Source organism: Haloactinopolyspora alba, from assembly GCF_003014555.1.
GTDB classification, from domain to species: Bacteria; Actinomycetota; Actinomycetes; order Jiangellales; family Jiangellaceae; genus Haloactinopolyspora; species Haloactinopolyspora alba.
The window spans coordinates 41,560-65,410 of sequence record NZ_PYGE01000025.1 but is presented as its reverse complement, the minus strand read 5'-3'; the positions used below and the strand labels follow the sequence as shown (position 1 = coordinate 65,410).

General features: G+C 69.7%; 28 protein-coding genes and 1 tRNA gene. 2 read left to right on the top strand and 27 right to left on the bottom strand.

Features of this window, described 5'->3' with window-relative positions; all coding sequences use genetic code 11:
• Positions 1–28: 28 nt before the first annotated feature.
• From CLV30_RS23200 to CLV30_RS23145, 9 genes are all read right to left on the bottom strand, one after another.
• Entirely contained in the window at positions 29–808 is a 780-nt protein-coding gene (locus CLV30_RS23200) for a hypothetical protein (RefSeq protein ID WP_106539622.1), read from the bottom strand.
• Positions 809–879: 71 nt separating this feature from the next.
• Complete coding sequence (locus CLV30_RS23195) at positions 880–1,095, bottom strand: DUF2829 domain-containing protein (RefSeq protein WP_106539621.1); 216 nt, start codon at positions 1,093–1,095, stop codon at positions 880–882.
• A 17-nt stretch (positions 1,096–1,112) separates the two neighbouring features.
• Positions 1,113–2,105: a VG15 protein gene (locus CLV30_RS23190; protein WP_106539620.1), complete on the bottom strand. Its 993-nt coding sequence runs from the start codon at positions 2,103–2,105 to the stop codon at positions 1,113–1,115.
• Complete coding sequence (locus tag CLV30_RS23185) at positions 2,080–3,507, bottom strand: phage portal protein (protein ID WP_106539619.1); 1,428 nt, start codon at positions 3,505–3,507, stop codon at positions 2,080–2,082. The genes CLV30_RS23190 and CLV30_RS23185 overlap by 26 nt, the downstream gene beginning before the upstream one ends.
• A gap of 11 nt (positions 3,508–3,518) precedes the next feature.
• Positions 3,519–5,237 (bottom strand): terminase large subunit, encoded by a 1,719-nt coding sequence (locus CLV30_RS23180; protein WP_106539618.1) that lies wholly within the window; start codon positions 5,235–5,237, stop codon positions 3,519–3,521.
• Entirely contained in the window at positions 5,212–5,811 is a 600-nt protein-coding gene (locus tag CLV30_RS23175) for a phage terminase small subunit P27 family (RefSeq protein ID WP_106539617.1), read from the bottom strand. Before CLV30_RS23175 ends, CLV30_RS23180 begins: the two co-directional genes overlap by 26 nt.
• 1,015 nt (positions 5,812–6,826) lie before the next feature.
• Positions 6,827–7,564 carry a hypothetical protein gene (locus CLV30_RS23155; protein ID WP_129711102.1) on the bottom strand — a complete coding sequence of 246 codons (738 nt, stop codon included), beginning with the start codon at positions 7,562–7,564 and terminating at the stop codon, positions 6,827–6,829.
• Between the two features lie 14 nt (positions 7,565–7,578).
• Positions 7,579–12,075, bottom strand: coding sequence for a phage/plasmid primase, P4 family (locus tag CLV30_RS23150; RefSeq protein WP_106539612.1), 4,497 nt, complete (start codon positions 12,073–12,075; stop codon positions 7,579–7,581).
• A complete protein-coding gene (locus tag CLV30_RS23145; protein WP_106539611.1) occupies positions 12,072–12,533 on the bottom strand; it encodes a hypothetical protein in 462 nt (153 codons plus the stop codon). The genes CLV30_RS23150 and CLV30_RS23145 overlap by 4 nt, the downstream gene beginning before the upstream one ends.
• A 57-nt stretch (positions 12,534–12,590) precedes the next feature.
• Between CLV30_RS23145 and CLV30_RS23140 the strand changes: the two genes are divergently transcribed.
• The gene (locus CLV30_RS23140; protein WP_106539610.1) at positions 12,591–13,025 is read left to right on the top strand and encodes a hypothetical protein; all 435 of its coding nucleotides are present in this window, start codon (positions 12,591–12,593) and stop codon (positions 13,023–13,025) included.
• 16 nt (positions 13,026–13,041) lie between these two features.
• Here CLV30_RS23140 and CLV30_RS26725 read toward each other — a convergent pair whose 3' ends face one another.
• The 14 genes from CLV30_RS26725 to CLV30_RS23080 form a co-directional block, all read right to left on the bottom strand.
• A complete protein-coding gene (locus CLV30_RS26725; protein WP_165358732.1) occupies positions 13,042–13,200 on the bottom strand; it encodes a hypothetical protein in 159 nt (52 codons plus the stop codon).
• A gap of 158 nt (positions 13,201–13,358) precedes the next feature.
• Positions 13,359–14,144, bottom strand: coding sequence for an Lsr2 family DNA-binding protein (locus CLV30_RS23130; protein WP_106539608.1), 786 nt, complete (start codon positions 14,142–14,144; stop codon positions 13,359–13,361).
• 2 nt (positions 14,145–14,146) lie between these two features.
• On the bottom strand, positions 14,147–15,919 hold the full coding sequence (locus CLV30_RS23125) for a DEAD/DEAH box helicase (RefSeq protein WP_106539607.1): 1,773 nt from the start codon (positions 15,917–15,919) through the stop codon (positions 14,147–14,149).
• Positions 15,916–16,725, bottom strand: a complete 810-nt coding sequence (locus CLV30_RS26720) for a hypothetical protein (RefSeq protein WP_170119658.1) — start codon at positions 16,723–16,725, stop codon at positions 15,916–15,918. Before CLV30_RS26720 ends, CLV30_RS23125 begins: the two co-directional genes overlap by 4 nt.
• Positions 16,722–17,543, bottom strand: a complete 822-nt coding sequence (locus CLV30_RS23115) for a hypothetical protein (RefSeq protein WP_106539606.1) — start codon at positions 17,541–17,543, stop codon at positions 16,722–16,724. Before CLV30_RS23115 ends, CLV30_RS26720 begins: the two co-directional genes overlap by 4 nt.
• The gene (locus CLV30_RS23110; RefSeq protein WP_106539605.1) at positions 17,543–17,887 is read right to left on the bottom strand and encodes a hypothetical protein; all 345 of its coding nucleotides are present in this window, start codon (positions 17,885–17,887) and stop codon (positions 17,543–17,545) included. Before CLV30_RS23110 ends, CLV30_RS23115 begins: the two co-directional genes overlap by 1 nt.
• Positions 17,887–18,264 carry a hypothetical protein gene (locus CLV30_RS23105; RefSeq protein ID WP_106539604.1) on the bottom strand — a complete coding sequence of 126 codons (378 nt, stop codon included), beginning with the start codon at positions 18,262–18,264 and terminating at the stop codon, positions 17,887–17,889. Before CLV30_RS23105 ends, CLV30_RS23110 begins: the two co-directional genes overlap by 1 nt.
• On the bottom strand, positions 18,261–18,644 hold the full coding sequence (locus CLV30_RS23100; RefSeq protein WP_106539603.1) for a hypothetical protein: 384 nt from the start codon (positions 18,642–18,644) through the stop codon (positions 18,261–18,263). The genes CLV30_RS23105 and CLV30_RS23100 overlap by 4 nt, the downstream gene beginning before the upstream one ends.
• Positions 18,641–18,988 (bottom strand): hypothetical protein, encoded by a 348-nt coding sequence (locus tag CLV30_RS23095; protein ID WP_106539602.1) that lies wholly within the window; start codon positions 18,986–18,988, stop codon positions 18,641–18,643. The genes CLV30_RS23100 and CLV30_RS23095 overlap by 4 nt, the downstream gene beginning before the upstream one ends.
• Positions 18,985–19,329, bottom strand: a complete 345-nt coding sequence (locus CLV30_RS23090) for a hypothetical protein (protein ID WP_106539601.1) — start codon at positions 19,327–19,329, stop codon at positions 18,985–18,987. The genes CLV30_RS23095 and CLV30_RS23090 overlap by 4 nt, the downstream gene beginning before the upstream one ends.
• 331 nt (positions 19,330–19,660) lie before the next feature.
• Positions 19,661–19,813: a hypothetical protein gene (locus CLV30_RS26715; protein WP_165358731.1), complete on the bottom strand. Its 153-nt coding sequence runs from the start codon at positions 19,811–19,813 to the stop codon at positions 19,661–19,663.
• On the bottom strand, positions 19,810–20,043 hold the full coding sequence (locus tag CLV30_RS26710) for a helix-turn-helix domain-containing protein (RefSeq protein ID WP_211300108.1): 234 nt from the start codon (positions 20,041–20,043) through the stop codon (positions 19,810–19,812). Before CLV30_RS26710 ends, CLV30_RS26715 begins: the two co-directional genes overlap by 4 nt.
• Positions 20,043–20,216: a hypothetical protein gene (locus tag CLV30_RS26705; protein ID WP_165358729.1), complete on the bottom strand. Its 174-nt coding sequence runs from the start codon at positions 20,214–20,216 to the stop codon at positions 20,043–20,045. The genes CLV30_RS26710 and CLV30_RS26705 overlap by 1 nt, the downstream gene beginning before the upstream one ends.
• Positions 20,216–20,446: a helix-turn-helix domain-containing protein gene (locus CLV30_RS23080; protein ID WP_106539599.1), complete on the bottom strand. Its 231-nt coding sequence runs from the start codon at positions 20,444–20,446 to the stop codon at positions 20,216–20,218. Before CLV30_RS23080 ends, CLV30_RS26705 begins: the two co-directional genes overlap by 1 nt.
• A 111-nt stretch (positions 20,447–20,557) precedes the next feature.
• Here CLV30_RS23080 and CLV30_RS23075 point away from each other — a divergent pair, with 111 nt between their 5' ends.
• The gene (locus CLV30_RS23075) at positions 20,558–20,857 is read left to right on the top strand and encodes a helix-turn-helix domain-containing protein (protein ID WP_165358728.1); all 300 of its coding nucleotides are present in this window, start codon (positions 20,558–20,560) and stop codon (positions 20,855–20,857) included.
• Between the two features lie 256 nt (positions 20,858–21,113).
• On the opposite strand, the gene CLV30_RS23070 is transcribed toward CLV30_RS23075, so the two are convergent.
• From CLV30_RS23070 to CLV30_RS23055, 4 genes are all read right to left on the bottom strand, one after another.
• Entirely contained in the window at positions 21,114–22,343 is a 1,230-nt protein-coding gene (locus CLV30_RS23070; RefSeq protein ID WP_106539597.1) for a tyrosine-type recombinase/integrase, read from the bottom strand.
• A gap of 101 nt (positions 22,344–22,444) precedes the next feature.
• A tRNA-His gene (locus CLV30_RS23065) sits at positions 22,445–22,516 on the bottom strand.
• 66 nt (positions 22,517–22,582) lie between these two features.
• Positions 22,583–23,206: an oligoribonuclease gene (orn, locus tag CLV30_RS23060; RefSeq protein ID WP_106539638.1), complete on the bottom strand. Its 624-nt coding sequence runs from the start codon at positions 23,204–23,206 to the stop codon at positions 22,583–22,585.
• Positions 23,207–23,245: 39 nt separating this feature from the next.
• Positions 23,246–23,641 carry a hypothetical protein gene (locus tag CLV30_RS23055; protein WP_106539596.1) on the bottom strand — a complete coding sequence of 132 codons (396 nt, stop codon included), beginning with the start codon at positions 23,639–23,641 and terminating at the stop codon, positions 23,246–23,248.
• Positions 23,642–23,851: the final 210 nt, after the last annotated feature.

Sequence of the window (23,851 nt, the reverse complement as noted above, 5' to 3'; positions counted from 1 at the left end):
GCATGGCCACTTGACCTGCCCTGATCGGTTACTGGGATGTGGCGCGTGCCGCCATCGCCTTCTGGTTCTTCAGCCGGATCGACTCGCGTACCTCGCCCTTCTTCTCCGCCTCGGCGATCTGGGCGTCGATGTCGACCTGACCGCGGGAGCCCTGTGTCGGGTCGGGCTTTGGCGTCGGCTTCGGTGTTGCCTTGCCCGCCGACTGTCCGTCCCCGTCAGTGGGCTTGAACGCTTCGAGCAGCGCGTCTGCGTCGGTTGCCAGGTCGTCGCGGGTATCGCCGACGAGGCGAGCTGCCTGGGCGGTGGTGAGTCCCTTCTCGTGAGCGATCTCCGCGCGCCAGCGGGCCTGACGTTCGGTGGTCAGCTCCTGCTCGTGCTTGGTGAGCCGGTCGGTGAGCTGCTCGACGTCGGTCTTGCCGCCCTCCGGTTTGGTCACTCCGAACGCTTCGCCGAGCTTGTCGAACCTTGCCTCGAGGGTCTTGCGTGCCTCGCGCTCCTTGGCCAGGTCCGCCAGTACGGCCTGCTTCGACTCCTCGGACTTGAACCCGTCGCCGGGTTTCGCGTCGTCGGCCGGGGGTGCGCCGCTGGCAGGTGTGCCGGCGGCGTTCTGAGCGTCCGGGTTCGGCGGGTCTCCCGCCTTCGGGTCCGTCGGCGGCGTGCCACCGCTAGCGGGATCGACCGGAGGCGTCGCTCCGGGGTCGGTGCTGGCGCCGGAACCACCGGCGATCGGCCAGATCGGTCTGCCGTCTCGGCGGAACCCGATCGCACGCCGGCCGGTGCGCGGATGAGTAGGCGGTGCTGTGTGCATGGTTCCTCCGTCACAGAGGGGTGGTGGGCCCGGTCCGCATCTCGCGGTCGGGAGTCAATGGGTCGTCACGCTCAGACGACGAGCCAGTCGTTGGCGAGCAGGTCGGACTGGGATGCGACCCATGGGACGAAATCACCGTCGACCGGGCGCATGTAGATGTAGGGGCGCCGCATCTTCGAGTGTTCGTCGGGCACCTGCAGCGCGAGCCACATCCCGCGTCCGTTCCAGCCTTCGCGGCTGACCTTCTGGCCGGCGCGAAGAGCGTCGAGTGCTTCGCCGAAGTCCATGTTTCTTCTCCCGGTCGTCAGGTGATGTAGCCGTGCAGTCGCAGCAGGCGGATCGCGTCGGCCCGCGAGGTCGCCTCGTCGTAGATCTGTTCTGGCATGAGGCGGGTGACGCGGCGTTCGCGGTAGTTCGCGACCGATCCGCGGCGGCCGACGTTGCGGACCCTCTCGCCGGTCAGCGGGTCGATTTCGCGCATGCGCTGCGACGCCAGACCGCGGCGTGTCGTGCCCTCGCGGGTCAGCCGCCGGCCGCCGGCGGTGTACATGCCGCGGCGGGCGTTGATGACCTGCGTGACGTTGCCGCCGTCGCGGATGGCCTGCGCGTTGGTCGCTCCGAACAGGCGATTCTGCTCGGTCTCGGTGAGGCTGTCGAAGTAGCGCCGCGGGTCGGTGGTGAGGTCACCGGAGGTGGCCTCGCGCGACGGGATGTGCACGCAGTCACACCGTGGGTGACGCTCGAAGCCTCGGTTGTATGCGAACCACTTCCCGGCGAGGATCGCGCACCGGCCGCACGTCTTGCCCTGGATCATCCGCACCCAGCCCGTGTTCGGCCGGGATGCGATCGCGACGCCGTCGGCGACACGGCCGGCGTCGGCGACCTCGGTCCGCAGGATCATCTCCAGCTCCGCCCACCCGGACGCGAGCGCACGGTCGGTGGTCGCGCCCTGCGATAGCGCCGTCAGGGTCGTGATCCTCGGCTGGTCCAGCAGCGTGTCGAGCGGACGCCCGTCGGAGGCAGTGCCGGCGAGGCTGCGAGGCACGACCTGACCGGCCGGATCCACGTCGGCGCCCTGCTCGGCCAGCGCGGCGGACACATACTCGTCTGATCCGCGAGCGGCAGCGAGCTGCGCGCCGGTGAGCGTCACCATGAGGCGCGGCATCGCGGCGCGCCACGACCCGGTGATGTCGGCGGTGGCGAGCTGCCGCCACGCCCTGCGGCCGTCGGTGACGAGCTCGCGGCTCAGTGTCTGCCGCTGCCGATAACGGTCAGTCGACGGGGCCGGGATCGCCATCCGACCCACCCGTGTCGCTGCCGGCGATGCCCTGTGCGATCACTCCAACCGGGTCACGCTGCAGCTCCTGCTCGTCCTCAGCCTCCATGCGACGGATCTGCGCGTCGGTGTAGCCGAGGTCCTCGCGGGTCTGGCGCAGCGGAACGACCGGCCGCGGCTTCGTCTGGTACTTCTTCACCGCCGCGTCCGCGGACTGCGCGACGGTTGGTGTCGATGCATCGCGCCATACCGTCTCCAGCCGTTCATAGCGCGGATCCAACTCCTCACCGGTCTGCATCTTGCGGATCAGGCGGCCGACCTTCTCGTACGAGCCGCCCCACGCCCGCTGCTTACGCTCCGCGCGCTTGATCAGCCGGATCTCGCCGGCCAGCCTCGACTCCGCCGAGGGCGGATTGTCGGTGGCCAGACCCATGTAGTCCGGTGGCAGGCCCGCCAGCGACGCGACCAACCTCGCGAGCTGATTGATCGTGTTGTGGAAGTTCGACAGGTCCGCGGCGGGGAACTCGAACTGCTTGCCTTCCGGATCAGCCAGAGTCAGCAGGCGCCCCAGGAGGGCCTGGATCGCTGTCAGCTTGTTCCCGTCCTCGTCCACCAGGTCGTCCGGGGTGACGCCCCACAGGCCGCGCAGCGGGATCGCGACGAACTCACTGCCGAGCATCATGTCGGTGGCGATCTTGTTCGCCGCGTCGGACAGCGGGATGATCGGTGCCAGCTCGGACGCGCCGTACCGCACCGACCGGCCCGACCGGTCGCGGCGGTTCGCCTGCAGCCGCGCCCGGTTCACCACCGGGATGACCGGAACCTCGCCGAGGCCGTGCTGATCGCGATCCTGTTCGCGCCAGCCGCCGGCCCAGTCGTACCAGATCGTCTCGTCCGGCAGGTACAGCGTCGCGTACTTCTCGTTGACCCGCGCGGTCGTGTCCTCTTCGTGGATTCGCCGCAGTGCCGCCCGCGTGTTCCTGGTTCGCGGGTCGATGTCGGCGAACACCTCGAGCGGCGATTCCGCCGTCACCAGCGGCGTGTTCGCGTCGTTCTCGTTCGTCCCGACCGCGACGTAGTAGCGGCGCATCGTCAGCGCGTCGACATGGCCGATCTGGGTCTGTTCGTCCATGTCGTTGGCCTGCCACACGCGCCACAGCTCGTCGTCGCCCTCGTCCTCGTCCGGCAGCCGGAAACCCTCGACGTCGAGACGCTCCTCGATCGCATCAACGATCAGCTGCGGCCAGCCGATCACGACCTGCTTGATCCGCTCGCCCACCTCTCGCATCACCTCGGGGTGCATGTAAGTCAGTGGCTGGGTGCCGTCGTAATAGCGGTCCAGCTGCTCCAACTCACCGATCTCCGCGTCATGCCGACGCGTCAGATAATCCACCCACTCGAGAGGTTCCGAGGGCACAGCCACGAGCGGACCTCCTACCTCATGACGACGGCCTTCTGCCGGGTCTTGACGGGACGGCGGACGTAGCCGTCGAGGGCGTTGACGAGCGCGGCAATACCATCGATCCGAGCCTGCGACGTATGCCGTTCGGGCTTGACAAGCTTCAGGTTGTCCTGGCCGTCGTCCTTGGACTCCACAACCGAAGCCATCCACCGCGCTACCGGGTTGCCGCCGTTGCGACTGGACCTCTCGCCCAGCAGCCGGAGCAGCTCCTTGATCCCCGGCGACAGGCCGAGGAACGTCTGTGCCACCGGAACGACGTCGACTCCCCGGAGCTCGGCGTCGACTTCTTGGACCATCTGCCCGGCGAACATCCGGTCGTAAGAGATCCGCTGCATGTCAACGTGGCGACAGTCGGCGAGCACGTCCCTCTGGATCGCCGCATAGTCGATCACGTTGCCCTCGGTGGCGGTGACGAAGCCCTCGCGGATCCACTTCGCCAGCGGCACTTGCAGATGCCGAGCTAAGTGCTCGACGCGATCTTCGGGCACGTAGAACCGCCAGAAGAACTCAAGGTCGACGTCCCGTTGTTTGGACTCGACGACCATCGCCCATGCCGTGAAGTCCGACACGGCAGACAGGTCCAACCCACCCCACGCTCGCTGACCGTTCACCGTCGACAGATCGACCATGCCGGCAGAGGCATCCCACTCACCGACGTCGATCAGCCGGGTGGAGTCCCGCATCCGCCGGTTCAGGTGCAACCGGCAGAACGTCGGGAAGTATGACGGGGTCGTGTGTGCCTTGTTGGCTTCCTTGCGCAGGTAGCTCAATGTCGGCGACACACCGAGTCCGGGGTTGGCCTTGCGCCACGTCTCCTCGGCGAACGGGTCGTCGCCCTCGTCGGCTGCCCAGATCACGCCGTAGTGCGACGGGTCATCGACGACCCGTTCGGCGACCTTGCGGGTGTAGGAGTGCTTCTCGTCGTAGATCGAGCCCTCAAGGGCCTCGTCCGCGGTCGTGATGAACACGATCAGCGGCTGCGTGCGGGCGCCGGTGCCGGTCTCGATCGCGTCGACCAGGTGCCGAGACTTGTGAACGTGAACCTCGTCGATCACCCCGCCGGACACGTTCAGCCCGTGCGCGGCCTCGGCGATCCGCGACAGCGCCCGCAGGATCCCGCCCGTCTTCGGCACGGTGAGCACGCGCGCGAGTGCCTTCACGCGAGACCGTGCGGCCTGCGACGTCAGGCACATGCGGCGGGCGTCCTCGAACACCCGGCCGGCCTGGTCCAGCGAGCCGGCCGCGGCGTAGACCTCGGCGCCGGCCTCGCCGTCGGCGAGCAGCAGCACGTTCGCCACGCCCGACGAGATCGTCGACTTGCCGTTCTTCCTCGGGACCTCGACCCACGCTGTGCGGATGACGCGCACGACCGCGTCGACCTCGTCGTCGTGGCAGACCCACCCGAATACTGGGGCGAGGAACCACACGACCTGCCAAGGCGCGAGGCCCTGGCCGAGTCGCATCGGCTGGCCGGCCCAGCGGCCCTTCGTGTGCTTGAACGACGCCAGTGCGCGCAGCGCCTTCGCGACCCGGTCGACGTCGAAGTACGCACCCGGGTGCCGATCGGCCTGGAACGCCAGAACCAGCGGCGCCGACTCGACAGCCTCGTCGATCTGCTCGTCCGTCAGCCCGAGCTCGAGCAGCGCGTCCCGCGGGACCGGGAGATCAGTCGAACCCGTCGTCGCCGTCATCGTCGTCGTCTCCGGGCGGCTCGATCCGGCCGCGGGACGACGGCGACAGGCCGAGTTCGCCGATGTAGGCCTTGAGCTGGGTCCGGTACTGAGTCGCGACAGTGGTCAGAGGGTTTCGGCACTCGCCGCGCTGCCCCATCACGATGAGGCCCTCGACAGACAGGCGCCGCTCGCACTCAATCAGCCGAGCCACCGTGACGCAGTAGTCCACGACGACGGCCATGTCCACGTTGCCGAGCCCAGCCGCGCGCGCCAACACCGGAACGACCCGGCGCCACTCGTCCGATGCGTGCTGCCGACACCGGTTCGCACCGTCGACCGCGTTCACACCGATCTTCCAGTCCCGAAGCTTCATTTGGTACGCGATGTGCTCGTCACCGCCGGCGGACTTCGGCGGCTTCCGCGGCCGCGACGGCCGGCGGCCCTTCGGGAACCACTCGAGCCAGTCCGGTTCGGCCAAGTCGTCGACGCCAACCGGCGGCGCCTTCGCGCCCTCACGTACGGGTCGCTTGCCCGGGTTGCCCTCACGGACGACCTGCAGCGGCGGGTGAGGCTTCGGGCCAGTCTTCGCCATCGTCGCGCCACCCCCTGATCAGAAAGCTCCAACCTGCGGCGCCAGCGAATTCCCTCCCCGGCGGTCCAGCGGGCCGTCGGCTCGGGGGTCACCCCCCACCCATCGCCGCAGGTCAGCGGCCCGCGACTCGAGGCAAGTCGATCACGTCGGTTCGCATCGTCGCAGGTCAAAGGCTTGCCTGTTGGTCGTCACCGCGCGTTCCAGCCGCCGCTCTGATGCTCGGCGGTCGCCCTCGAGTGGCAGCCATGGCACAGGCCACGACCATGAGCCGGATCGTTTGGGTCGAGGCCCTGGGCTACCAGGTCACGCCTGCTCTTCGGCCAGTGGTCAGCGTCAGTGCTGCGCTGACCGCACGGCCCGGACGGGTGGGCGGTACACCCTGGGCATGCACACCAGGGGTGGATGGCGAGTACCCCACGGCGGAAGGCCCGGTGGCCCTTGCCTGCATAGCCTCGCTGCGCTGACGTGCCCCTGCGCTGCTCCGCCTCCTGCATGCAGTCCTCACACCGGGACACCCCAGCGGGGGTGACCTCGGGACACCCAGGGGTGGAGCAGGGGGACCAGGCACGGGGCATGTCCGGCTCCTACGGGCAGGGGCAGCGGATGACGTACGTATCCGGGCCGGTGGTGTCCCGGTCCCACTCGTCGTGTGCCATCGCTGCGCGCTGGTGTTCCCACTCAGCCTCGGCGCCGCAGCCTGGGCAGGGCGCCCGGTAGGTGATGGCCTGGCCGGGGCGGATCACGATCTGGTGAGCCATGCTCACCCCCGGCGTGCGAAAGCCCCGCACCTCGGCGGGGCTTCAGACATACTTCGTCAGGCCCAAGTGTCACACGAGGTCAAGCAGCTACACAACTCGCGCCGTACCCGCGTGTCGTCGCCACGGCGAGGACCTGCTCGACGTCGTAGAGCGTGCGTCCACGGTGGTCGGTGCCGGCGCGGTCGATCGCACCGCGGGTGGCCCACATTCGGACCGTGTTGGGCCGGACGCCGAGCAGCCACGCGATCGCCTCGGCGTCAGCCCGACCGTTTGAGCTGCCAGGCTTGCCAGACGGCCATGCGGTGCTGGTCATCGTCGAAGACGTATCGGCACTCACGGTTCGAGCATACCCACTCATCTCGGCGTCCTCCCTGGTCGTGGCCGTCTCCGGTGTGCTCGCACTCGGGATCGCATGGGTCGGGGTCGATGTAGCGGCGGATGATCCTCCGCCCGCAGTAGGGGCAGGGCGCTCCCCGCTCGGTGGGGTCGCCGTGGCCGGTAAGGCGCGTTATGGCGGCGTGGTGGACATGCACGTCCGTGGCGAACTCGTCGAACGCGGGGTGCCACTGCGCGGCGCGGGCGAGGTTGTCCAGCAGGAACCCGGTCACCCCGGTGAGCGTCGCCTTTACTCGGCTGGCACCGAGGCCGAAGTGCTCGCGCCAGTCGTCCTCCCAGCGCGCGAGGTTGCCCACAACGGAGTCGACCTCGGTGCGGTCGTCGTAGTGCCAGCGCCCGGACCCGCCGGCGAGCATGACGAGTGCGTCGCCGCCCGGGATGTGGTCGTTGTCGCCGCGGATCCCGGTCGGGTCGAGCGGCGGCGCGGCGCCGGCGCGGGTCATGATCGCGGCGGACAGGAGTGCGTACAGATCGACGATGGTGATCGTCTGGCGCCGGATAGTGTTGATGCAGTGGACGTGCGTCTGCAGCTCGTCCTCAGCGAGTGGGCGCCGGCCGCAGACGATGCACGGCCGGCCCTGGTCGGTCTGCTCGGTCACGTTGGCTCCCCTGTTCATGCCGCGTCGTCCCAGGCGTAGGAGGGTGTGCTGGGGTCTGCGGCGATGCGTACGCCGCCGATCTCGGTCTCCATGCACGTCACGAGGGCGTCCGCGGCGCTTTTGGCGTCCGATTCGGGCACCATGACCACGAGCTCGTCGTGCACGGGCAGTAGGACGCGGTCGCCCCAGGGTGTGTCCTGCCACTTGATGAGCGCGTCGACGAGCAGCTCCCGCGCGGTGCCCTGGATGCAGTAGTTGGGCGCCTTGTGCGGGTTGCGCTGCGGTAGGTGGATGGTCCGGCCGGAGTGGGTCTGGAATCGCGTGCTGCCGTTGCTGACCGCGTCGCGGGTGAGCCGAGACCATTCGGCGAGGCCGGGCAGCATCGAGTCGAGCGCGTCCACGGCGGCCGCGGCCACCGGTTCGGGCACGCCGGCCTGGGCGGCGAGGGTGCGGATACCGCCGCCGTAGATCCGACCGAACACGACGCGTTTCGCCACGTAGCGGTGCGCCTTGGTTGCGTCCGGGCCCCACACCTGCCGGGCGATCTCCCAATGCAGGCCGACTTTGGCCGTCGGGTCAGCGGCGAGGGCGGCTTCCTCGTCGAGCAGCATCCGCCGCAGGTTCGGATCGCCGGACAGGGCCGCGGCCACCCGGATCTCGACGCTGGAGAAGTCGGCCGAGATCAGCATCATGCCGGGGTCGGCGGTGATGCAGGACCGGAACCCACCTTCTCGAGGGACCTGCTGCAGGTTCGGCCGCACACAGGACATGCGGCCGGTGTCGGCGCCGAGCGTGTACACCGTGGGGCGGGCGCGGCCGTCGCCGTGCTGGACGAGCTGGCGGTAAGGCTCGAGGAACGTGCCCAGCGCGGTGTCGTGGTGGCGGTAGTCGAGCACGGCCGCGACCAGCTCGCCGACCGCGCCCGCGGTGCCGCGCATCGGCTCGAGCACTCCCTCGGCCACCGAGGGCCGGCCGGTGGCCGTACGCGGGAGTTCGGCGCCGAGCTCGATCAGCTTCGCGGCGAGCTGCTGGCCGCTGCCGGGCTTATCGACGCCGAATGCCTCCACCCGCCCGGCGGCCGCGGCCCGGGCCGCGGTGTGCTCGGCGTGCAGCTGCTCGACGTTCTCGCCGTCGATGCGCAGACCGTGGTGCGCGACGCGGGCGGTCATGCGCTGCGCCGTGCGTTCGCGCTCGAGTACGCCCGGCTGCACCGGTGGCAGCTCGAGCGCCAGGGCGGCGGTGTCGAGGACGTCGGAGGCGGCGTAGCGGACCATGGTCGCGCATGCCGGGTTGACCTGGGCCCAGCCGGACCGCTCGGCCGGGGTGTCGGCCTTGGTGTTGGTGAGCCATTTCCCGGCCTTGAACAATGCCGTGCGGGCGTCGTCGGCGCCCGGCGCCGTGGCGCGCTCGTCGAGCACGGCGCCGGCGAGCTGCTTGAGCCCGGGATCGGATCCGGTCGAGGCAGGGTCGGCGAGCTTGGCCGGGATGACCGTGTCGTGCATCCGCTCCCAGCCAGCGCCGGGGTCGATCAGTCCGGCGTGCGCGAGCGGCACCAGATCCGCGGTCGCGGAGTGCGCGTGCAACCGCGCCGCGGCCGCGAGCGCCGTGCGCGCGGCCTCAGCCTGCCCTGTGTCGGTCGCGTCGAGGACAACGGCGAAGTCAGCGGTACCCAGCTGGACGGTTCGCAGCGCGTACTCGGCGTGCCCGACCGGGAAGCCGGTGGTCTCGACATCGACAGTGAGCGCCTGCCCGGCGGTCGTGACGGTGGCGAGAAGCTCGGCGGCCTGCGTGAGCTGGATCGGTGTGGTCGTGCCATCGCGCACCACCACCGCGGGTAAGGCCACGTCGGCGCCGGCTGCGTCCGCGACGGCGGCTTCCCGCGCCGCCGCCCGGGCTGCGGCTTTCGGGCTTGGTTGCTCCGACTCGGCCGGCGGCGGGTCACCCAGCAGGGTCGCGGTGATTCGCGCCGAGTGCGCCGAATCCTTGTTGATCAAGGGGGCAGAGGGGGCAGGTACAGCCCCTACCCGCTTTTTTTCGTCTCTCACACGCCCGCGCGCGTGCGGGGGGTAGGGAGTATCTGCCCCCTCTGCCCCCTGGGTGTCGTTTTCGCCGGTCAAGGTGGGGGCAGGTGCGTCTGCCCCCCGGGAGTCATCTGTTGCGCTGTCCGCAACATCTGGGTCTTTCGGGGGCGAGGGGGCAGGTGCGGGGGCAGATGCGGGCCGAGCACCTGCCCCCTGGATGTCGCCGGATTCCTGAGCCGAATTCCAGTTCGGATTGCCCGCCCCCTCTGCCCCCTGATTTGCGTTGTCGCCGGTCAGACTCGGTGCAGTGAGCGCTGCCCCCTGTGCCCACCCTTGATCGGTGATCCGGATGCCTCTGAAGCCGCGTACTCCGCGGACCTTGGCCGGTTCGGCGCCGGCGGCTTCGAGCCGGTCGTAGAACTCCGACGCCTTGACGGGCTTGTGGCCGTCGCGTGCGGCCCACCGCTTATACGCCTCGTACAGGTCGGTGCGGCCGACCCACGGGTGTGCGGGGTCGAGGTCGGTGCAGTCGTGCAGCCAGGTGCGGACCTGGTCGACGCGGCGGACGAACTCGGCCATCGCGGTGCTGCCGGATTCGGTCTCCTCGAAGTCACCGCGTTCGAGCAGCCGCGGCAGGGCGGCGATCCCGCGGGCGGCGATGCCGGCGAGCTCGTCCGGTGACTGCAGCCGCGTGCCGAGGTGGCGGTCCTCGCGGCCGGCGAACGAGTGCGGGAACGGCACCACCAACCAGCGGGACAGGTAGCCGGCCGTGGTGTCGGCCGAGGCCGGGATCTTGTTCGCGCTGAACACCGGCACGGCCCACGGCGTGAAGTCGAACCGGTCGCGGCCCTTGTGCTCGGCGGAGATCGTGTCGCCGCCGGTGATGCCCTTGAACGTGGCGGTGTTCTCGAGGTAGCCGGCGTCGATGTCACCGGCGATGTTGGCGAGCTTCCCGAACAGCGACGCCGTCGCGAAGCGGGTGTTCATGAGGTCGTGCAGGCTGACGTTGGTGATGTTCGCCCGGCCGAGTAGCGCGGTGATGACGCGCAGGAACGTGCCCTTGCCGTTGCGGCCGTGCCCGGTGAGCATGACCGCCTTGTGCAGCGGGTTGCCGGAGTACATCAGGTAGCCGATCAGCTCCCACGCCAGCTCGACCATGTCGGCCGGCACGACCTGCGACAGGAACCGCTCGAAGTGCGGCGCGGCGGCGTCCGGTGCGTAGTCGATCGGCAGCTGCACGGTGGACGGCACGGCCGGGTCGTGCGGGTGCAGGGTGCCGGTGCGCCAGTCCAGCAGTCCGTTGCGGAAGTTGATCAGCGGCTCGACGGGATCGCATGTGATCTCGGTGACGTTGGCCAGCACGATGTCTCTCGCGGCGCCGGTGGCCGTGACCGAGTACCGCTCGCCCAGCAGGTGGGTGGCGCGGTCGCGGATGATGTCCGGTGCCGGGCGCCACACGCCGTCGGCGTAGCGCCACACCCGGTCGTCGACGCCCTTGGCCAACGGGCCCAGGTACATGACGTCACCGGCGAGGGTCTTCGGCTTGAGCCTGCCCTTCTCGGTGAAGTACCGGCCCGGGTTCGGCTGCGGCGCTTCCGGATCCGGCGGCGTCTCGGCCTCGACGGCGCGCTGTTCGGCGCCGTCCGGGTACTGCCGCCACGCCGCGCGGATCGTCGACTCGAACTCGTCCGCGGTGAACTCGTGCCCGCCGGCGGTTTGGTCGATCAGCGGCCACACTCGCGCGTACATCACCGCGACCGCGTCGTCGGACTGCCAGCCGCCACGCCCCCGCAGCGCGGCGGCCAGCTTCGCGACCCCGTTGTTCCGGCCGTCGGCGAAGAACGCCTCCGGGTTCGCCGTCAGCGACTGCCACGGCCCGGTCTTCATGAAGTCCTCGACCGTGCCGGTTGTGTCGGTGTGCGCGGGTTCGGCGAGCATCCGCGCCAGCGCGGCGCCGGACTGGTCGTGGCCGGACTGGTCGTGGCCGGACTGCGCGAGCCGCGCCAGATCGGGTGGTTGCACCCATCGGTAGGCGCTCGGCTGGCCGGTCGACTTCGACACCCGCACCGTCGGCGCGATGAACGCGAAGCCGCGGCCGCGCCCGTCCGGGGCGCCAGCCTTGATGTCCAGCCCGGGCAGCACGCCGTTTTTCGACCGCACGCCCATCGAGCGGACGAACGAGTGCACCCCGCCGGAGGCGCTGACCGCCGAGCCGTAGGACGTCGGCAGCTTGGCGTCGATCGCGTCGAGGGTGGCGCCCTTGTACAGGTCGACGTCGACGAGGTCGAGCCCGCAGCCCATCACCGCGCACAGCGCCATGCCCGGCCGCCACACCTCGACCACGGCCGGGTCCGGTCTGGTGTCCTGCCACCGCGGCGGCAGCTTGTACCCCGTCGGCTCGGTCTCGTCCGGGTACGCGACAAAGATCGGGACGCCGGCCGAAGCCAGCGCCCGCGCGACGTTCAGGGCCTCGATCTGGTCTGGTGTCATGCATGGCCCTTTCGGCTCAGAGGATCGGGCAGTCCGCCGTCGCGGACCGCGGCGTACAGGGCGTGCCGGGCTGCGTCGCGGGCGTGGCGCATGCCCTTCGTGGTGGTGAGCAGCCCGGCGGCGTCGAGACGTTCGTCGGTGGCCCACGGCTTCACCGCAGCGGCCGGGCGCTGGACCATTCGGTCGTCGGTGCCGAGCACAACGTCGGCGATCGCTCCGATCAGCTCGCGGGTGACCTCGCCCGCGTCGGGCCTACGTGAGCGCGCGGCGCGCTGTCTGACGACGAACTTCTCGACGGCGACGAGCGCCGGCGGGCCGTCGTCCAGCAGCAGCTTCACCACGTCGAGCGCCAGCACCGGCGAGCACTGCGCGACGTGCACCTCGGTGATGTGGGTACGGTCGACCAGCAACGCGACGATGCCAGGCACCGGGCCCGGGTCGACTCCGACGATCTTCATGCGCTAACCGACCGGTTTGGCTCAATTTCGTCCTGGCTGTCCGCTACCGTCTGCCTCATGGACTGGGCAGACATCATCGGCATGGTCGGCGGGATCGTCGGCGTCGCGTCGATCTTGATAGCCAAGCGTTCCGCAAATGCTGCCGAGCGCTCAGCACGCACCGGAGAACAGGCGCTGGAAGTCGAGAAAGAACGCGACAGAATTGCGCTGGAAGACCGCCGAAGCACGCAAGTGGACTTGCAGCCCGAATCACGCGGTAACGGAGAATTCGACGTGCGGAACGAGGGCAACGGATCGGCGTACGGCATCCAGTTCGAATTGCCGGACGGCCAGACCCCTCGGTTCAGCGAGTTCCCGCGGGGGTATTTCGAGCGGTTGTGGATCCGCGTTGAAGACGCTCGCCGCAATCCGGCAGTTACAGTGACCTGGCACTGCGAGCCCGATCTCTCGGATACCAAGCGTTCAAAGACGTTCTCCGTCAAGTTGGACTGACCCACTCCGACGATCTTCATGCGAGCTGCTCCGTCCTCGTGAGTCGTTCGACCAAGTCGTGCCGGTGCTGGCGCGTGAGCACGCTCGTAAGCGAGTCGAGGTGGCCGTAGCCGAGGCGGCGCGCGATGTTGTCCGGCTCGTCGGTGCCGATCAGGTGGTCAACCTCTCCCACCACGTACGCCGGGTCGTAGGTGCCGGCGGGACCGGAGACGCCGCGAGCTCGTCGACGAGCACAGCCGCTGCACATGCCGTGGTGACCGAGAGGCACCGTTCCCGGATAGTCAGCGGGGGTGGCGCGTTTCGGCCGCATCGCGCGATCGCAGACCACGCACGTCATGACGCTGTCGCCTCCCTCCACGCGTCGACGACACCCCGGGGTAAGAACCGCCCGCGGGTGGGACACTCGATGCCGTTCTCGCGTGCCCACGCGCGGACCTCGGCGGCGTTGTAGTCGAGCGCGGCCTGGGCCGCCTTGCCGCCTGGTGTGCGTGACTCGGCCGACGGTGAGCGGGTGACGGCGGCACGGCCGTTGCCACCGGGAGCGTTCTTGAACTTCCGCGCCTTCTTCCGCGCCGCCTCAAGCTGCTCTTCGAGCCGGCGGACCTCCTCGAGGGCGGCGGTCCGCTCGGCCTCACGCTCGGCTGCTTGCCGCGCCTCCTCTTCCTCGGAGTCGAGCCGGCGACGCAGGTCGTCGACGAGGCCTTCGATCCTGGCGCCGAGGTTGCGAGTGCGCGCCTTGCCGCTCTCCCGTGCCTGGGCGATCAGCTCGTCGACCGCCGGCGGCGCGGGTTCACGGCGACTGGAATCCAGTCGATCATGGTTCACGTCCGAGGCCGTATTCTGGAATCCGGTCGTCTCAGCGGCGTGAACACGGCGGGCAGGTGCGGACGCCTTCGCCGGCGGCACCTCGGCGCGTGCCTCGCGGAGCTTCTGCTTCTCGAGGATGTCTACGGCCCATGCGAGCTTGTCGCGGTCCGGGTAACCGTGCTCCGCGCCGAGGTGCTCCACGCCGCTGGCAGTCAGCCCGGCGTCCGGTACAGCCGAGGCGACGAACTCCGCGTCCCGGCCGGAGGCGAGCATCTTGAGAATCGTGATCTTGGCAGCTATTGCGATCGCCATGCCTACGCCGCCTTTCGATCTGGCGTGGATTCGGGTGTGCCGCCGAGCAGCTCGGTGACGATGCGTGGGTCTTGGACCAGGTCGCCGAGCTGGCCGGCCTTCTCGCGCAGGACGGCGCGCACGCGGGTGTCGATGGTGCGCGCGGCGACGACGTCGACGATTTCGATGGAGTCGTGTTGTTCGGAGCCGATCCGGTGGAACCGGTCCTCGGCCTGCATCGCCTCGACGATCGACCACGGTCGCTGCAGGAACACCGCGGTGCGCGCGGCGGTGAGGGTGAGCCCGACGCCGCCGGCGCCGGTGGTGCAGCAGATGACGTCGAGCTCGCCGGACTGGAACGCGTTTACGGTCTCGGTGCGCTCGGTCATGCATTGACCGCCGACGACGTAGCCGACGCGGTAGCCAGCCTTGGCCGCGGCCTCGCCGGCCAGCGTGATGAGCTGACGCGACGGCGCGAACACGCCGACGGCCTGTCCGGGGCGTTCGGCGAGAACCTCGAGCAGCGCGTCGACCTTCCATGACGGGCGCTTCAGCGTGACGGTGACGTGCTCGTGCTCGACACCGTCCTCGTCGACCTCCGTCGAGACCGCGATGTCCGCCGCCGCCGAGGCCAGCTGCGACAGCCGCGTGAGCTGAGCCAGCACGGACATGACCGACAGCTCCTCGCCGTCGGGCAGCTCGGCGAGCATCTTCGACTCGACATCGTCGTAGATCTTGCGCCACGCCTGCGGCAACTCCACCGTGCGCACCGAGTACACCTTCGGCGGCAGCTGGCTGAGCACGTCGGCCTTCGCCACACGCCGGGTGGCGCCGAGCAGCGTGGTGCGGAACTCCGGCTCGCGGTGCGGGTGCAACCCGATGATCTCTTCGTCATAGTCGCCGGAGACGCTCTGGCAGTACCGGTCGACCCACCGCTCACGCGACGGCCAGGCCGCCGGCTCGAGCGCGACCAGCGTCGGCCACAGGTCGCCCGGGTGGTGGGTGATCGGCGTGCCCGACAACGCGACGACGGTGTCGGCGTGCCGGGTCAGCCGGCGCACCGCGAGCGAGCGCAGTGACCGTTGGTTCTTGATCAGGTGGCACTCGTCGACGACCACCGCGCCGGGCTCGAGGTCGAGCAGGGGGCGGCCGCCGCGGCTGTGCGCCTCGGGTGGCGCGTCGATGCGCGCGGTGTCGTAACTGGCAACGTACACGTCGGCCGTACCGGCGAGCTTGCGTCGCTGCGCCGGGGTGCCGCGCCAGGCGACTGTGCGCCTGGCCGGCGCCCACGTTCGCCACGCCTCGACCCACGGATCGACGACCGACGCCGGTACGACGCACACCACCGGCCACACCGGATCGTCCTGCCCGCCACGCTCGACGATGCCGAGGATTGCGGTGATGGTCTTGCCCGTGCCGGGCTCGTCGGTCAGCAGCACCTTCCCGACCGACGCGATCATCTGCGCGCCCTCGAGTTGCCACGGATACGGCGTCAGCCCGTCCGGCGGTGTATACGCGAGATCCGGCGCACCCCCGTTGCGGCGCCGGATCTCCTCCTGCGTCCACTCGACCAGCCGCGGCCCGGGCCGCCAGCTGACGCCGTAGACGTGCGTCAACTGGACGACCGCGGGCCACGTCGCGGGCAGGGTGACCGCGCCGGGCGGGTCCGACTGCGAGATCAGCGGCGTCAGCAGCTTCAGCTGCCGGGCCGCCGCGGCGACGTCGACGTCCGACCCACCGGCGACGAGCACGATGTGCTCGCCGTCGGCGGTCAGCTCACCCGCGATCGTGGTCACTGCCCCTGACCTCCACCGGTCAGCTTGGCCAGCAGCTCCTGCTGCTCGGCACTGAGACCTTCCGGAGCAGGCTGCGCCGGGGCGGTCGGCGCCTGCGGCGCGGGAGCGGCCGGAGCCGGTGCCGGAGGCTGGGCGTACTGCGGTTGCGGTTGCGGCTGTGGCTGCGGTTGCTGGACGGGAGCGGGCTGCGGCTGGGGTGCCGGCTGCTCGGTCTGCGGGACCGGCGGCTGAGCCGTCGCGCCGTCGGGCCGCTGGTAGCGAACCGCGAACACGTTCGACGGGATCCCGCCGCCGCTGCCACGGCGTCCGGTCAGCGTGACGGTGATGACCGCGCCCGCCTCGGGCGGGCCCGACGGTGCACCCGCCTCGGCCATCGCACGGACGAGCTCGTCACGAGCCTGCCCACGCACGTACCACCGGGCCTGCCCTTCGGGAAACTCCTGGTTGGCCTGCACGTGCAGCGGCACGATCATGACGAAACGGGGACGGCCGTCGCGGTAGGTTTTCGGCTGGCCGGTCTGCGGGTCGGTCTCCTGCTGGACGTCGCCGGACGTGACCTCGCGGGACACGATCCCGATGTACGTCGTACCGTCCGGCTTGCCCTTCCAGCTGATCGCGGGACCTCCGCCCGCGGACGGCTGGCCGAAGAACTCGTCGAGCGAGCCCTTCGCGAGAGGCTGCGCCGGCGGCTGTTGCGGAGCTTGCGGATACGGCTGACCCATCGGCTGGGCCGGCGGCTGAGGGTACTGCGGCGCGGGCTGCTGCGGGTACTGGGGGTACTGAGGGAACTGCTGCGGGTAGGTCATTGACCTGGTCCTTTCGGGTTGACGGTGCCCGGACATCCCGGGCCTTGATCACGGGCGGATTGCGGTCGATAGAACGGGCAGAAGTAGCATTCGGAGTCGTCAGGAGAATTCGGAACGTCATTCAGGGCAGCGGCATTCGCGAGTAGGGCGTCCGCCCATTGCTTGCGGTATTCGGTCTGGGTGAAAACCTCCGTGAGTAGCTCGTCGTCGGCGGTGGAATAGTGCCGCTCCCAGACATAGAGACCGTCGAGGGTCGCGGCGGTGCGCGGGTAGGCGGCCAGCGCCACCCGTTGCACCGGCAGGCCGAGCCGGCGGTAGCCGAGCCCGTACAGCAGCAGCTGCACGACGTACTTCCGCGGCGGCCCGCCGGATGCGCGGACCTTGGTCATCGACGTCTCGCCGAGCACCTTGTGGTCGACCACGGCCTGCTCGCCCGCGTCGTACAGGTCGGCGGTGCCGGAGTGGTTCGGGTGTGGCACGACCCGCGTCTCGGTCACGAACCGCAGCAACCCGCGGCGCGTGTTCTCGGCCTCGAACGCTTCGGCCAGCCACGCGTGCACCGCGGTGCCGACGATCGACGGCCACGGGTCCGCGACGTGGTTCGTCGTGGGCAGGCCGGCCATTTTCCCGGCCACCTGGCGGTCGCACACCGAGCCGAGTTCCGACGGCCCGAGATGCTTCTGCACGTTCCGCGGCGCCCGCACGGCATGCCCGGTCACGATCTGGCGCAGCTCGGCCGCATACCGCGACGCCCACGGCGACGACCCGTTCATCGGCGCCGGCGCCGCTCCCATGAACTCGGCCGGTGTCGTCGTCATCACTTCACCGCACGCAGCTGCCACGTGCCGGACTTGCGGGCGTAGCGCACGTAGCTCTCGGGGTCCTCGGCCTTCATCCGCTTGGAGTCCAGCGACCACCGCTCGACGTGCACCAGCCGCAGCGGCTGCTGCAGCGACGGGCTCGCGACGTCGACCTGATCGACGCCCGGCGCCGCGGCGGCGAGCTCGGCCTTGATGCCGTCTTTCACCGCCTCGAACCGGGCGTTCGCCTCATCGGCCCACGCCTTCGCCGCGTCGTACTCGCCGAGCAGCTGCGCCAGCCGCCCGTCCGGCTCGGGCTGCACGCTCACGGCCGTCGGGACCGGTATCTCCGCGGCCGTCATCAGTACGTCCTCAGCACGTTCTGGGCCAGGACCTGGACCCGATCGATGTGACCGAGCTCGTGGCAGTAGTCCCGCGTGAAATGCTTCGTGCTGTGGTCCCCGCCCCAGGCGTGAAAGGTCTTACAGACCGGCCGCGGGCCGAAGTTCCGGGTGCCGGGCTTCTCCCGGCGCGGGCACTCGGTACAGTCGCTGATCTCGGCGAGGAACTCCTGGCCCGGGCTCACGGTGCGCGAGTTGCGACCCTTGACCGTCCAGCCGTTCTCGTGGCGGGTGATCACCACCTCGCCGTTCTTGTTCGTGAAGGTGTCGACGGTCTCGACGAACGCGCCGAGGTCGAGGTCCGGCGCCATCGGGCCGGCACTGGGTGCGAGGGTCATGCGGTCACTCCTGTGGAGGTGTTGAGAAGGCAGGGGCGGATGGCCGCGCGCAGCTCGTCGAGCGAGGCGAACGGCATCGTTTGAGTCGAGTTCGGGTAGGTGTGCGCGGCCGCGATCTCGACTGCCGCGCCGACGTCGATCGACGTGGCCGGCATCACCCAGTGCTGGACGTAGCCGACGACGTGCTCGAGGGGCCGGATCGCGTTCCAGCCGACCTGGCGGAACGCCTTGACCATCCCGTCGCGGTAGATGTTCGTCACCACGCCGACGTCGATCTGGTCCTCAGTCGACGCGCCCGCGGCGCCATGGGTGCGCTGCTGCCGGAGAACGGCGATCAGGTCACCACGCTTCGCCGGCTGCGTCACGATGCGCGCAGTCATGGCTGCTCACCCCGTTTCCAGGCGGCGCGCCGGTCGAGCGCTTCGACCCACGCGAGAGCGACGGCAGACACCTTGACGAGCTCGGCGCGCAGCTTGGCCGGGTCCGGCTGTGACGCCGCCTCCCAGAACTCTTCGTGAAGGATGTGCAGCCACGTCACGTAGCCGCCGGCCGCGGCGTCGCGGCGCTCGTCCCGCGCCTTGATCGCGCGGTCCTCGAGCTGCGCGACGGTGCCGTCGCGGTGATTCTGCTCGCCCCACTTCGCGTCCTGACGGTCGCGCTCGTCCTCGATCTCGTCGAGCACGTGCTGCCTGCGGATGCCGGCGGCCAGATTCGGGTAGGTCATGACGCGGTCCCTTCCGGCTCGAGAGCGGGCAGGATCGGGACCATGCGCTCGTTGCGCTCGTCCAGGACGAAGTCCCGCGGCGGGGTCCAGCCACCGACCACCGGCTCGTCGATCTCCGAGGCATCCGGTACTGGCTGGTGCGGCTGCTCGTCGACGACCTCGCGCAGCCGGCCGCCGAGCTCGCCGGGCCAGCCGAGCGCGTCGCAGACCTGCCAGACCGCGTCGAGGATGATCGTGTCGCCGTCGCGGATCACCCGGTCGACACGGCCGCGCGCCATCCACGTCCCGGCGATCAGAGCCGCGGCCAGTGCGATACCCAGCAGAACCGCCGCCGCACTCATCGCGGTCCCCAGAGGGCTACCTTGGTGGTGACTACGTGCGCGTGGTGCCCGGGGGCGCGCACGTGGTGCTTGGCAGCATCACGGGCAGCAGGCGACATTTCGGCGCGCCAGCCGCAGCCTTCTTCGAGGCACTCGGCGTATGGGTGATACTCGGCTTCCGTCTTCTTCGACGGTGTGTGCTCCATCGGTACACTTCCTCTCGTCTGGTGCTCGCCGTCTGCTTCGCGGTAGGTCGGCGGGCACTGGTCTGTCTGGCGACCGGGTGCGCCGAGTGGATCGGCTTCGGGGGGCTTCCGCCTCCGACCCGGCGCACCCGGGGTCTATGGAGCGGTCACCGGCTCACCGCGATCCCGATCTGCGCGCCGATCAGGAGCACGAACGCCAGCGGCAGGCCGACGACGAGGACCAGGACCGGCCACACCGGCTCGTCCGCGTGCTCGAGATCCATCCGGCGGCCGGCGCCGTGGTCGTAGTAACGGTTCATGCGGACCGCCTCCCTCGCTTGAGCCGCGATTCGCTCTGGGGGCTGCGCTTCCACGGGTCCTTGCCCTGGCGGGCGCGCTCGAGGTAGTCGTCCAGGTCGGCGTCGGTGAAGCGGCGATAGCGGCCGATCTTGCGGCTCGGGACGGTGCCCTTCCGTGCGGCCTTCGCCAGCCACTGCGGCGTGACCTTCAGCTGCGTGGCGGCCTGGTCGAGGGTCAGCAGCTCCTGCATCACGCACCGTCCTTCCATCCGTCGCGGATGGTGCGACCGAGGCCACCGACCGGCTTGCCCTGCTTGCCGCTGCGCTTGTCCTGGCGCTGTTCTTTGCGTTCGAGCTTCCGGACGGCCTTGTCCAGCGTCTTGCGCTGGTCGTCGCGGCCATTGCCCTGACCCCGGCGCGGCATCAGGCGACTCCCGATTCGGCGCGAGCGAGGATCGTGGTGATGGGCAACTCGAAGAACTCGGCGACGGCCGCGAGCTCGTCGTAGGTGAACGGGCGCTTCCCGGACAGCCGGCGCTGCAGGGTGACGTACGTGATGCCGGTGCCATTCGCGAGCGAGGCCCGGCTGATACGGCGGCGGGCCAGCTCGGCGAGCACTTCGGCGGCGACGCGCTCCCTGGGGGGGTAGTCCATATGAGCAAGCTAGTTCATACGAACTAGATCATGCAAGACGTGCCCCCTAGTTCATGTGAGCTATTTCGCGTCTTTCTGGACTACCTACCGGGGAGTTGGCATGATCTGAGCATGCCAACCGGACGAAGAGGCGCACCGAGTCCCGTCGCCAAGGAGATCGCGGCCGTCCTCAGCCGCGCGCTCAGCGAGACGAAGCGGACCCAGGGCGAGATCGCCGACCAGGTCGGCGTGTCCCAGTCGCAGCTCTCGAAGATCCTCCGGGGGGATCGGCAGATGGACGTCGACCAGCTGTACATGCTGTCCGGCGCGCTGGGTATCAAGGCACGTGATGTGATCCACGAGGCTGAGGAGGTCACGACGGTGCGGCGACGCGTGCAGGACGCTGGTTCAGATGGCAGCGAGGATGAGTAGCTGACGCTGCTCCCTCCGTCGCTCGCGTCGGACGGTCTCGCGCCTGCCTGCCTCGAAGCTCGCTGCGACAGCCACCACGGCAAGCGCTGTCCCCACCACGGCATTCACGTTCATACCTAGCCCCTCGCACGAAGAATCCCCCGGCCCGGCCCGCCCCCAGGCCGACAGAACCCACACATTACGCCGGGGTCGGACACAACGGGAAGTAACGGCAGTGGGCGAAATTGTCACGATCTGTTAGCTTCCGATCGCTCGGCTACTCATCGACCTCGACCACGACGAACTCGTCGGCGGCCTCGAGGGCGGTGCGGGAGGGGAGTAGCGGCGGCGTCAGCGCGGCCTCGGCCGCGGCCGCGGTCACCTCGAGGTGGTCCGGCAGCAGGTGACCGTAGGTGTCCGTCGTGGTCTGGATCGACTCGTGCCCGAGCCGCCGCGAGATCTTGAACAGGTCGACGCCCTCGTTGATGAGCCAGCTTGCGTGCGAGTGGCGGAGGTCGTGGATGCGGGGGCGCTTCGTGATTCGCGGCGCGTCGACGAGCTCGGTCCCGTTCTTGTCGCGCGGGTCGTTGGCCTGCCCGACGGCGCGGTGCCACACGCGGGGGTGGAAGTTCTGGTGATGCACGCGCCCGCCCTTCTGCCCGCGGAACACGAGCACATCCGGCCTGTCCTGCAGCGGCTGAAGTGCGGCGACGGCCCGCGGCGGCAGCGACACGGTGCGGCGGCTGCGTTTCGTCTTCGGCGTGCCGATGACGCGAGTCGTCGCGCCGCGCTTCCACGACTGCACCACCGTCAGGCGCGGGGGAGTGGCTACCAGATCGACGTCCATCCATCGCAGCGCGGTCAGCTCACCCCACCGCAAGCCCGTCGCCGCGGCGACGGTGACGAGCGGGCGCCAGTACTCGGGGATGTAGGAGAGCAGGATGTAGAACTCGGCCTGGGTGAGGAAAACCATCTCCTCCTGGACGTCGTCCGGGATGGTGATCCCACGGGCCGGGTTGTCCGGTCGGTGCTTCGGCACGGCCGCGGTGAGTACCGTGCTCAACAGGCCGTGCTCGTTCTTCACGGTCTTGGACCTGATCCGCTCGCCGCGCTGCGTGGTCGAGTAGCGCCGCTTCTGGATCCACTCCGTGATGTCGTCGCGCTGGATCGTGTCGATCGGCCAGGCCCCGAACGCCGGCATCCACGAACGGCCGGCCATCCTGGCGTCCTCGGCGATTGTGCCTTCGGTCACATCGGTGCGCGTCTTCTGCCACCGGTCGAAGAACTCGCGCAGGGTCGGGATGTTGCCCGCGGCAACACCCTCGCCGCTGCGTGCGTCGCGGATACGGCGCGCAGACGCGCCGCCGGCCTGGTCGACGAGCGCGGCGAACTCGAGCGCGGTCGCCTGGTCCTCGAACGTCTCGGACGTCTGCTTGCCGTCGATGCGGAACATGACCCTGTACGAGGTGTTGCCGGAGGCTCCTGGGCGCTCCTGAATGCTCGCCATGAACGCACAATAGCCCGACAACGCCCCTCAAATGTTGCCAAGGGTGTTGCCGGGTGCTACGGTCCTTCTCAGAACCGGCCGTTGACCTGCCAGTTCTTTCGGGTGAGTGACGGGATTTGAACCCGCGACTTCCTGGACCACAACCAGGTGCTCTACCACTGAGCTACACCCACCATGACGCGTCCGTACGGACGCGGCTGGACAAGTATACGGCCCGTCGGGCCGTGGTCGTGAACGGGTCAGGCGGTTGTCTCGTCCGTCGGACGCGGCGACTCGACGGCGGCATCCTTCACCGCGACGGCGGCGGCCCGGGCGTGGTGGCTGTCGGGGCCGGGATGCGGCACGAAGACGGTCTGCCGGTAGTAGCGCAGCTCGTCGATGGAGTCCTTGATGTCGCCGAGAGCGCGGTGGTTGCCGGTCTTGTCCGGGCTGGCGAAGTAGACCCGCGGGTACCAGCGCCGCACCAGCTCCTTGATCGACGAGACGTCGACGTTGCGGTAGTGCAGCCACGCCTCGACCTCGGGCAGGTCCCGGGCGAGGAAGAGCCGGTCCATGTGCACCGTGTTGCCCGCGAGCTGTGCCTTGGACGGCTCCGGGACGTAGGTCTTGATGTAGTCCATGACTCGGGCGCTGGCGTCCTCGAGCGTCACACCGTTCGCCAGCTCGTCGAGCAGGCCGCTGGCGGTGTGCATCTCGCGCACGACGTCGCCCATGGTCTTCAGGGCGAGGTCGGGCGGTCGGATGACCAGGTCGACGCCGTCACCGAGGACGTTCAGCTCGCCGTCGGTGACCAGGACGGCCACCTCGATGAGCGCGTCCTGCTCGAGGTCGAGCCCGGTCATCTCGCAGTCGATCCACACCATTCGGTCGTTGTTCACGCCGACCACCCTACGGGTAACCCGCTATTCGCGCCTGCGTCGGCGGGCACGCCCCGATTGTCGGGCGGTGGTTGCCGCCCACCGGGACGAGGCGAACGCGAGCGTGCTGACGACGACCACGGCGACGGTGACGACCACGGCGGCGTGCCACCACGGCCGCCCGCTGACCAGCAGGATCACCACCGCGACGGTGGTGGCGACGGTGCCGTAGAGGACGACTTCGACGGTCGACGGGATGTCCGGCGTTCCGGAGTCGTCGGTCGCCGAGGACCGGCGGCGTCCGGACGCGCGTCGCCTGCCCTCCGTGCCGGGCGTGCCGGCTGATTCGTTCTCGGTGGGCGGAGGCGTCGCGTCCGGCTCGGGCGTGTCGGGAGCGGACGGCGGATTCGCGGCCGCTGCGTCGTCCGTCGGGGCGGGCATGTGTCGCGTGTCGTGCGAATCGGGCGCGCCGGAGGCTGGCTCTTCGGGGCTCGGGCGTCCGGCTGCTCTGCGGCCGGCATGACGGCGTTTCGCCACCAAGCGCTCCTCGTGGCGTGCTGTGTGCTGCGGGTGGGGACGAGCGTAGTCGGCCGCACGTGATCGTGTCCGGCCGGTCGGCGAATGCCTCCGGTTGTGAATGAGGATGATTCT

What these genes read in the sequence shown, in the direction of transcription:
- CLV30_RS23200 (WP_106539622.1), bottom strand. Translation starts at nt 808, where the DNA reads ATGCACACAGCACCGCCTACTCATCCGCGCACCGGCCGGCGTGCGATC.
- CLV30_RS23145 (WP_106539611.1), bottom strand. Translation starts at nt 12,533, where the DNA reads ATGAAGATCGTCGGAGTCGACCCGGGCCCGGTGCCTGGCATCGTCGCG.
- CLV30_RS23110 (WP_106539605.1), bottom strand. Translation starts at nt 17,887, where the DNA reads ATGACGGCCGCGGAGATACCGGTCCCGACGGCCGTGAGCGTGCAGCCC.
- CLV30_RS23075 (WP_165358728.1), top strand. Translation starts at nt 20,558, where the DNA reads ATGCCAACCGGACGAAGAGGCGCACCGAGTCCCGTCGCCAAGGAGATC.
- CLV30_RS26710 (WP_211300108.1), bottom strand. Translation starts at nt 20,043, where the DNA reads ATGCAGGAGCTGCTGACCCTCGACCAGGCCGCCACGCAGCTGAAGGTC.
- CLV30_RS23105 (WP_106539604.1), bottom strand. Translation starts at nt 18,264, where the DNA reads ATGACCCTCGCACCCAGTGCCGGCCCGATGGCGCCGGACCTCGACCTC.
- CLV30_RS23180 (WP_106539618.1), bottom strand. Translation starts at nt 5,237, where the DNA reads ATGACGGCGACGACGGGTTCGACTGATCTCCCGGTCCCGCGGGACGCG.
- CLV30_RS23095 (WP_106539602.1), bottom strand. Translation starts at nt 18,988, where the DNA reads ATGACCTACCCGAATCTGGCCGCCGGCATCCGCAGGCAGCACGTGCTC.
- CLV30_RS23140 (WP_106539610.1), top strand. Translation starts at nt 12,591, where the DNA reads ATGGACTGGGCAGACATCATCGGCATGGTCGGCGGGATCGTCGGCGTC.
- CLV30_RS26720 (WP_170119658.1), bottom strand. Translation starts at nt 16,725, where the DNA reads ATGACCTACCCGCAGCAGTTCCCTCAGTACCCCCAGTACCCGCAGCAG.
- CLV30_RS23080 (WP_106539599.1), bottom strand. Translation starts at nt 20,446, where the DNA reads ATGGACTACCCCCCCAGGGAGCGCGTCGCCGCCGAAGTGCTCGCCGAG.
- CLV30_RS23115 (WP_106539606.1), bottom strand. Translation starts at nt 17,543, where the DNA reads ATGACGACGACACCGGCCGAGTTCATGGGAGCGGCGCCGGCGCCGATG.
- CLV30_RS23055 (WP_106539596.1), bottom strand. Translation starts at nt 23,641, where the DNA reads ATGCCCGCCCCGACGGACGACGCAGCGGCCGCGAATCCGCCGTCCGCT.
- orn (WP_106539638.1), bottom strand. Translation starts at nt 23,206, where the DNA reads ATGGTGTGGATCGACTGCGAGATGACCGGGCTCGACCTCGAGCAGGAC.
- CLV30_RS23100 (WP_106539603.1), bottom strand. Translation starts at nt 18,644, where the DNA reads ATGACTGCGCGCATCGTGACGCAGCCGGCGAAGCGTGGTGACCTGATC.
- CLV30_RS23190 (WP_106539620.1), bottom strand. Translation starts at nt 2,105, where the DNA reads ATGGCGATCCCGGCCCCGTCGACTGACCGTTATCGGCAGCGGCAGACA.
- CLV30_RS23175 (WP_106539617.1), bottom strand. Translation starts at nt 5,811, where the DNA reads ATGGCGAAGACTGGCCCGAAGCCTCACCCGCCGCTGCAGGTCGTCCGT.
- CLV30_RS26715 (WP_165358731.1), bottom strand. Translation starts at nt 19,813, where the DNA reads ATGAACCGTTACTACGACCACGGCGCCGGCCGCCGGATGGATCTCGAG.
- CLV30_RS23150 (WP_106539612.1), bottom strand. Translation starts at nt 12,075, where the DNA reads ATGACACCAGACCAGATCGAGGCCCTGAACGTCGCGCGGGCGCTGGCT.
- CLV30_RS26705 (WP_165358729.1), bottom strand. Translation starts at nt 20,216, where the DNA reads ATGCCGCGCCGGGGTCAGGGCAATGGCCGCGACGACCAGCGCAAGACG.
- CLV30_RS23090 (WP_106539601.1), bottom strand. Translation starts at nt 19,329, where the DNA reads ATGAGTGCGGCGGCGGTTCTGCTGGGTATCGCACTGGCCGCGGCTCTG.
- CLV30_RS23070 (WP_106539597.1), bottom strand. Translation starts at nt 22,343, where the DNA reads ATGGCGAGCATTCAGGAGCGCCCAGGAGCCTCCGGCAACACCTCGTAC.
- CLV30_RS23195 (WP_106539621.1), bottom strand. Translation starts at nt 1,095, where the DNA reads ATGGACTTCGGCGAAGCACTCGACGCTCTTCGCGCCGGCCAGAAGGTC.
- CLV30_RS23130 (WP_106539608.1), bottom strand. Translation starts at nt 14,144, where the DNA reads ATGGCGATCGCAATAGCTGCCAAGATCACGATTCTCAAGATGCTCGCC.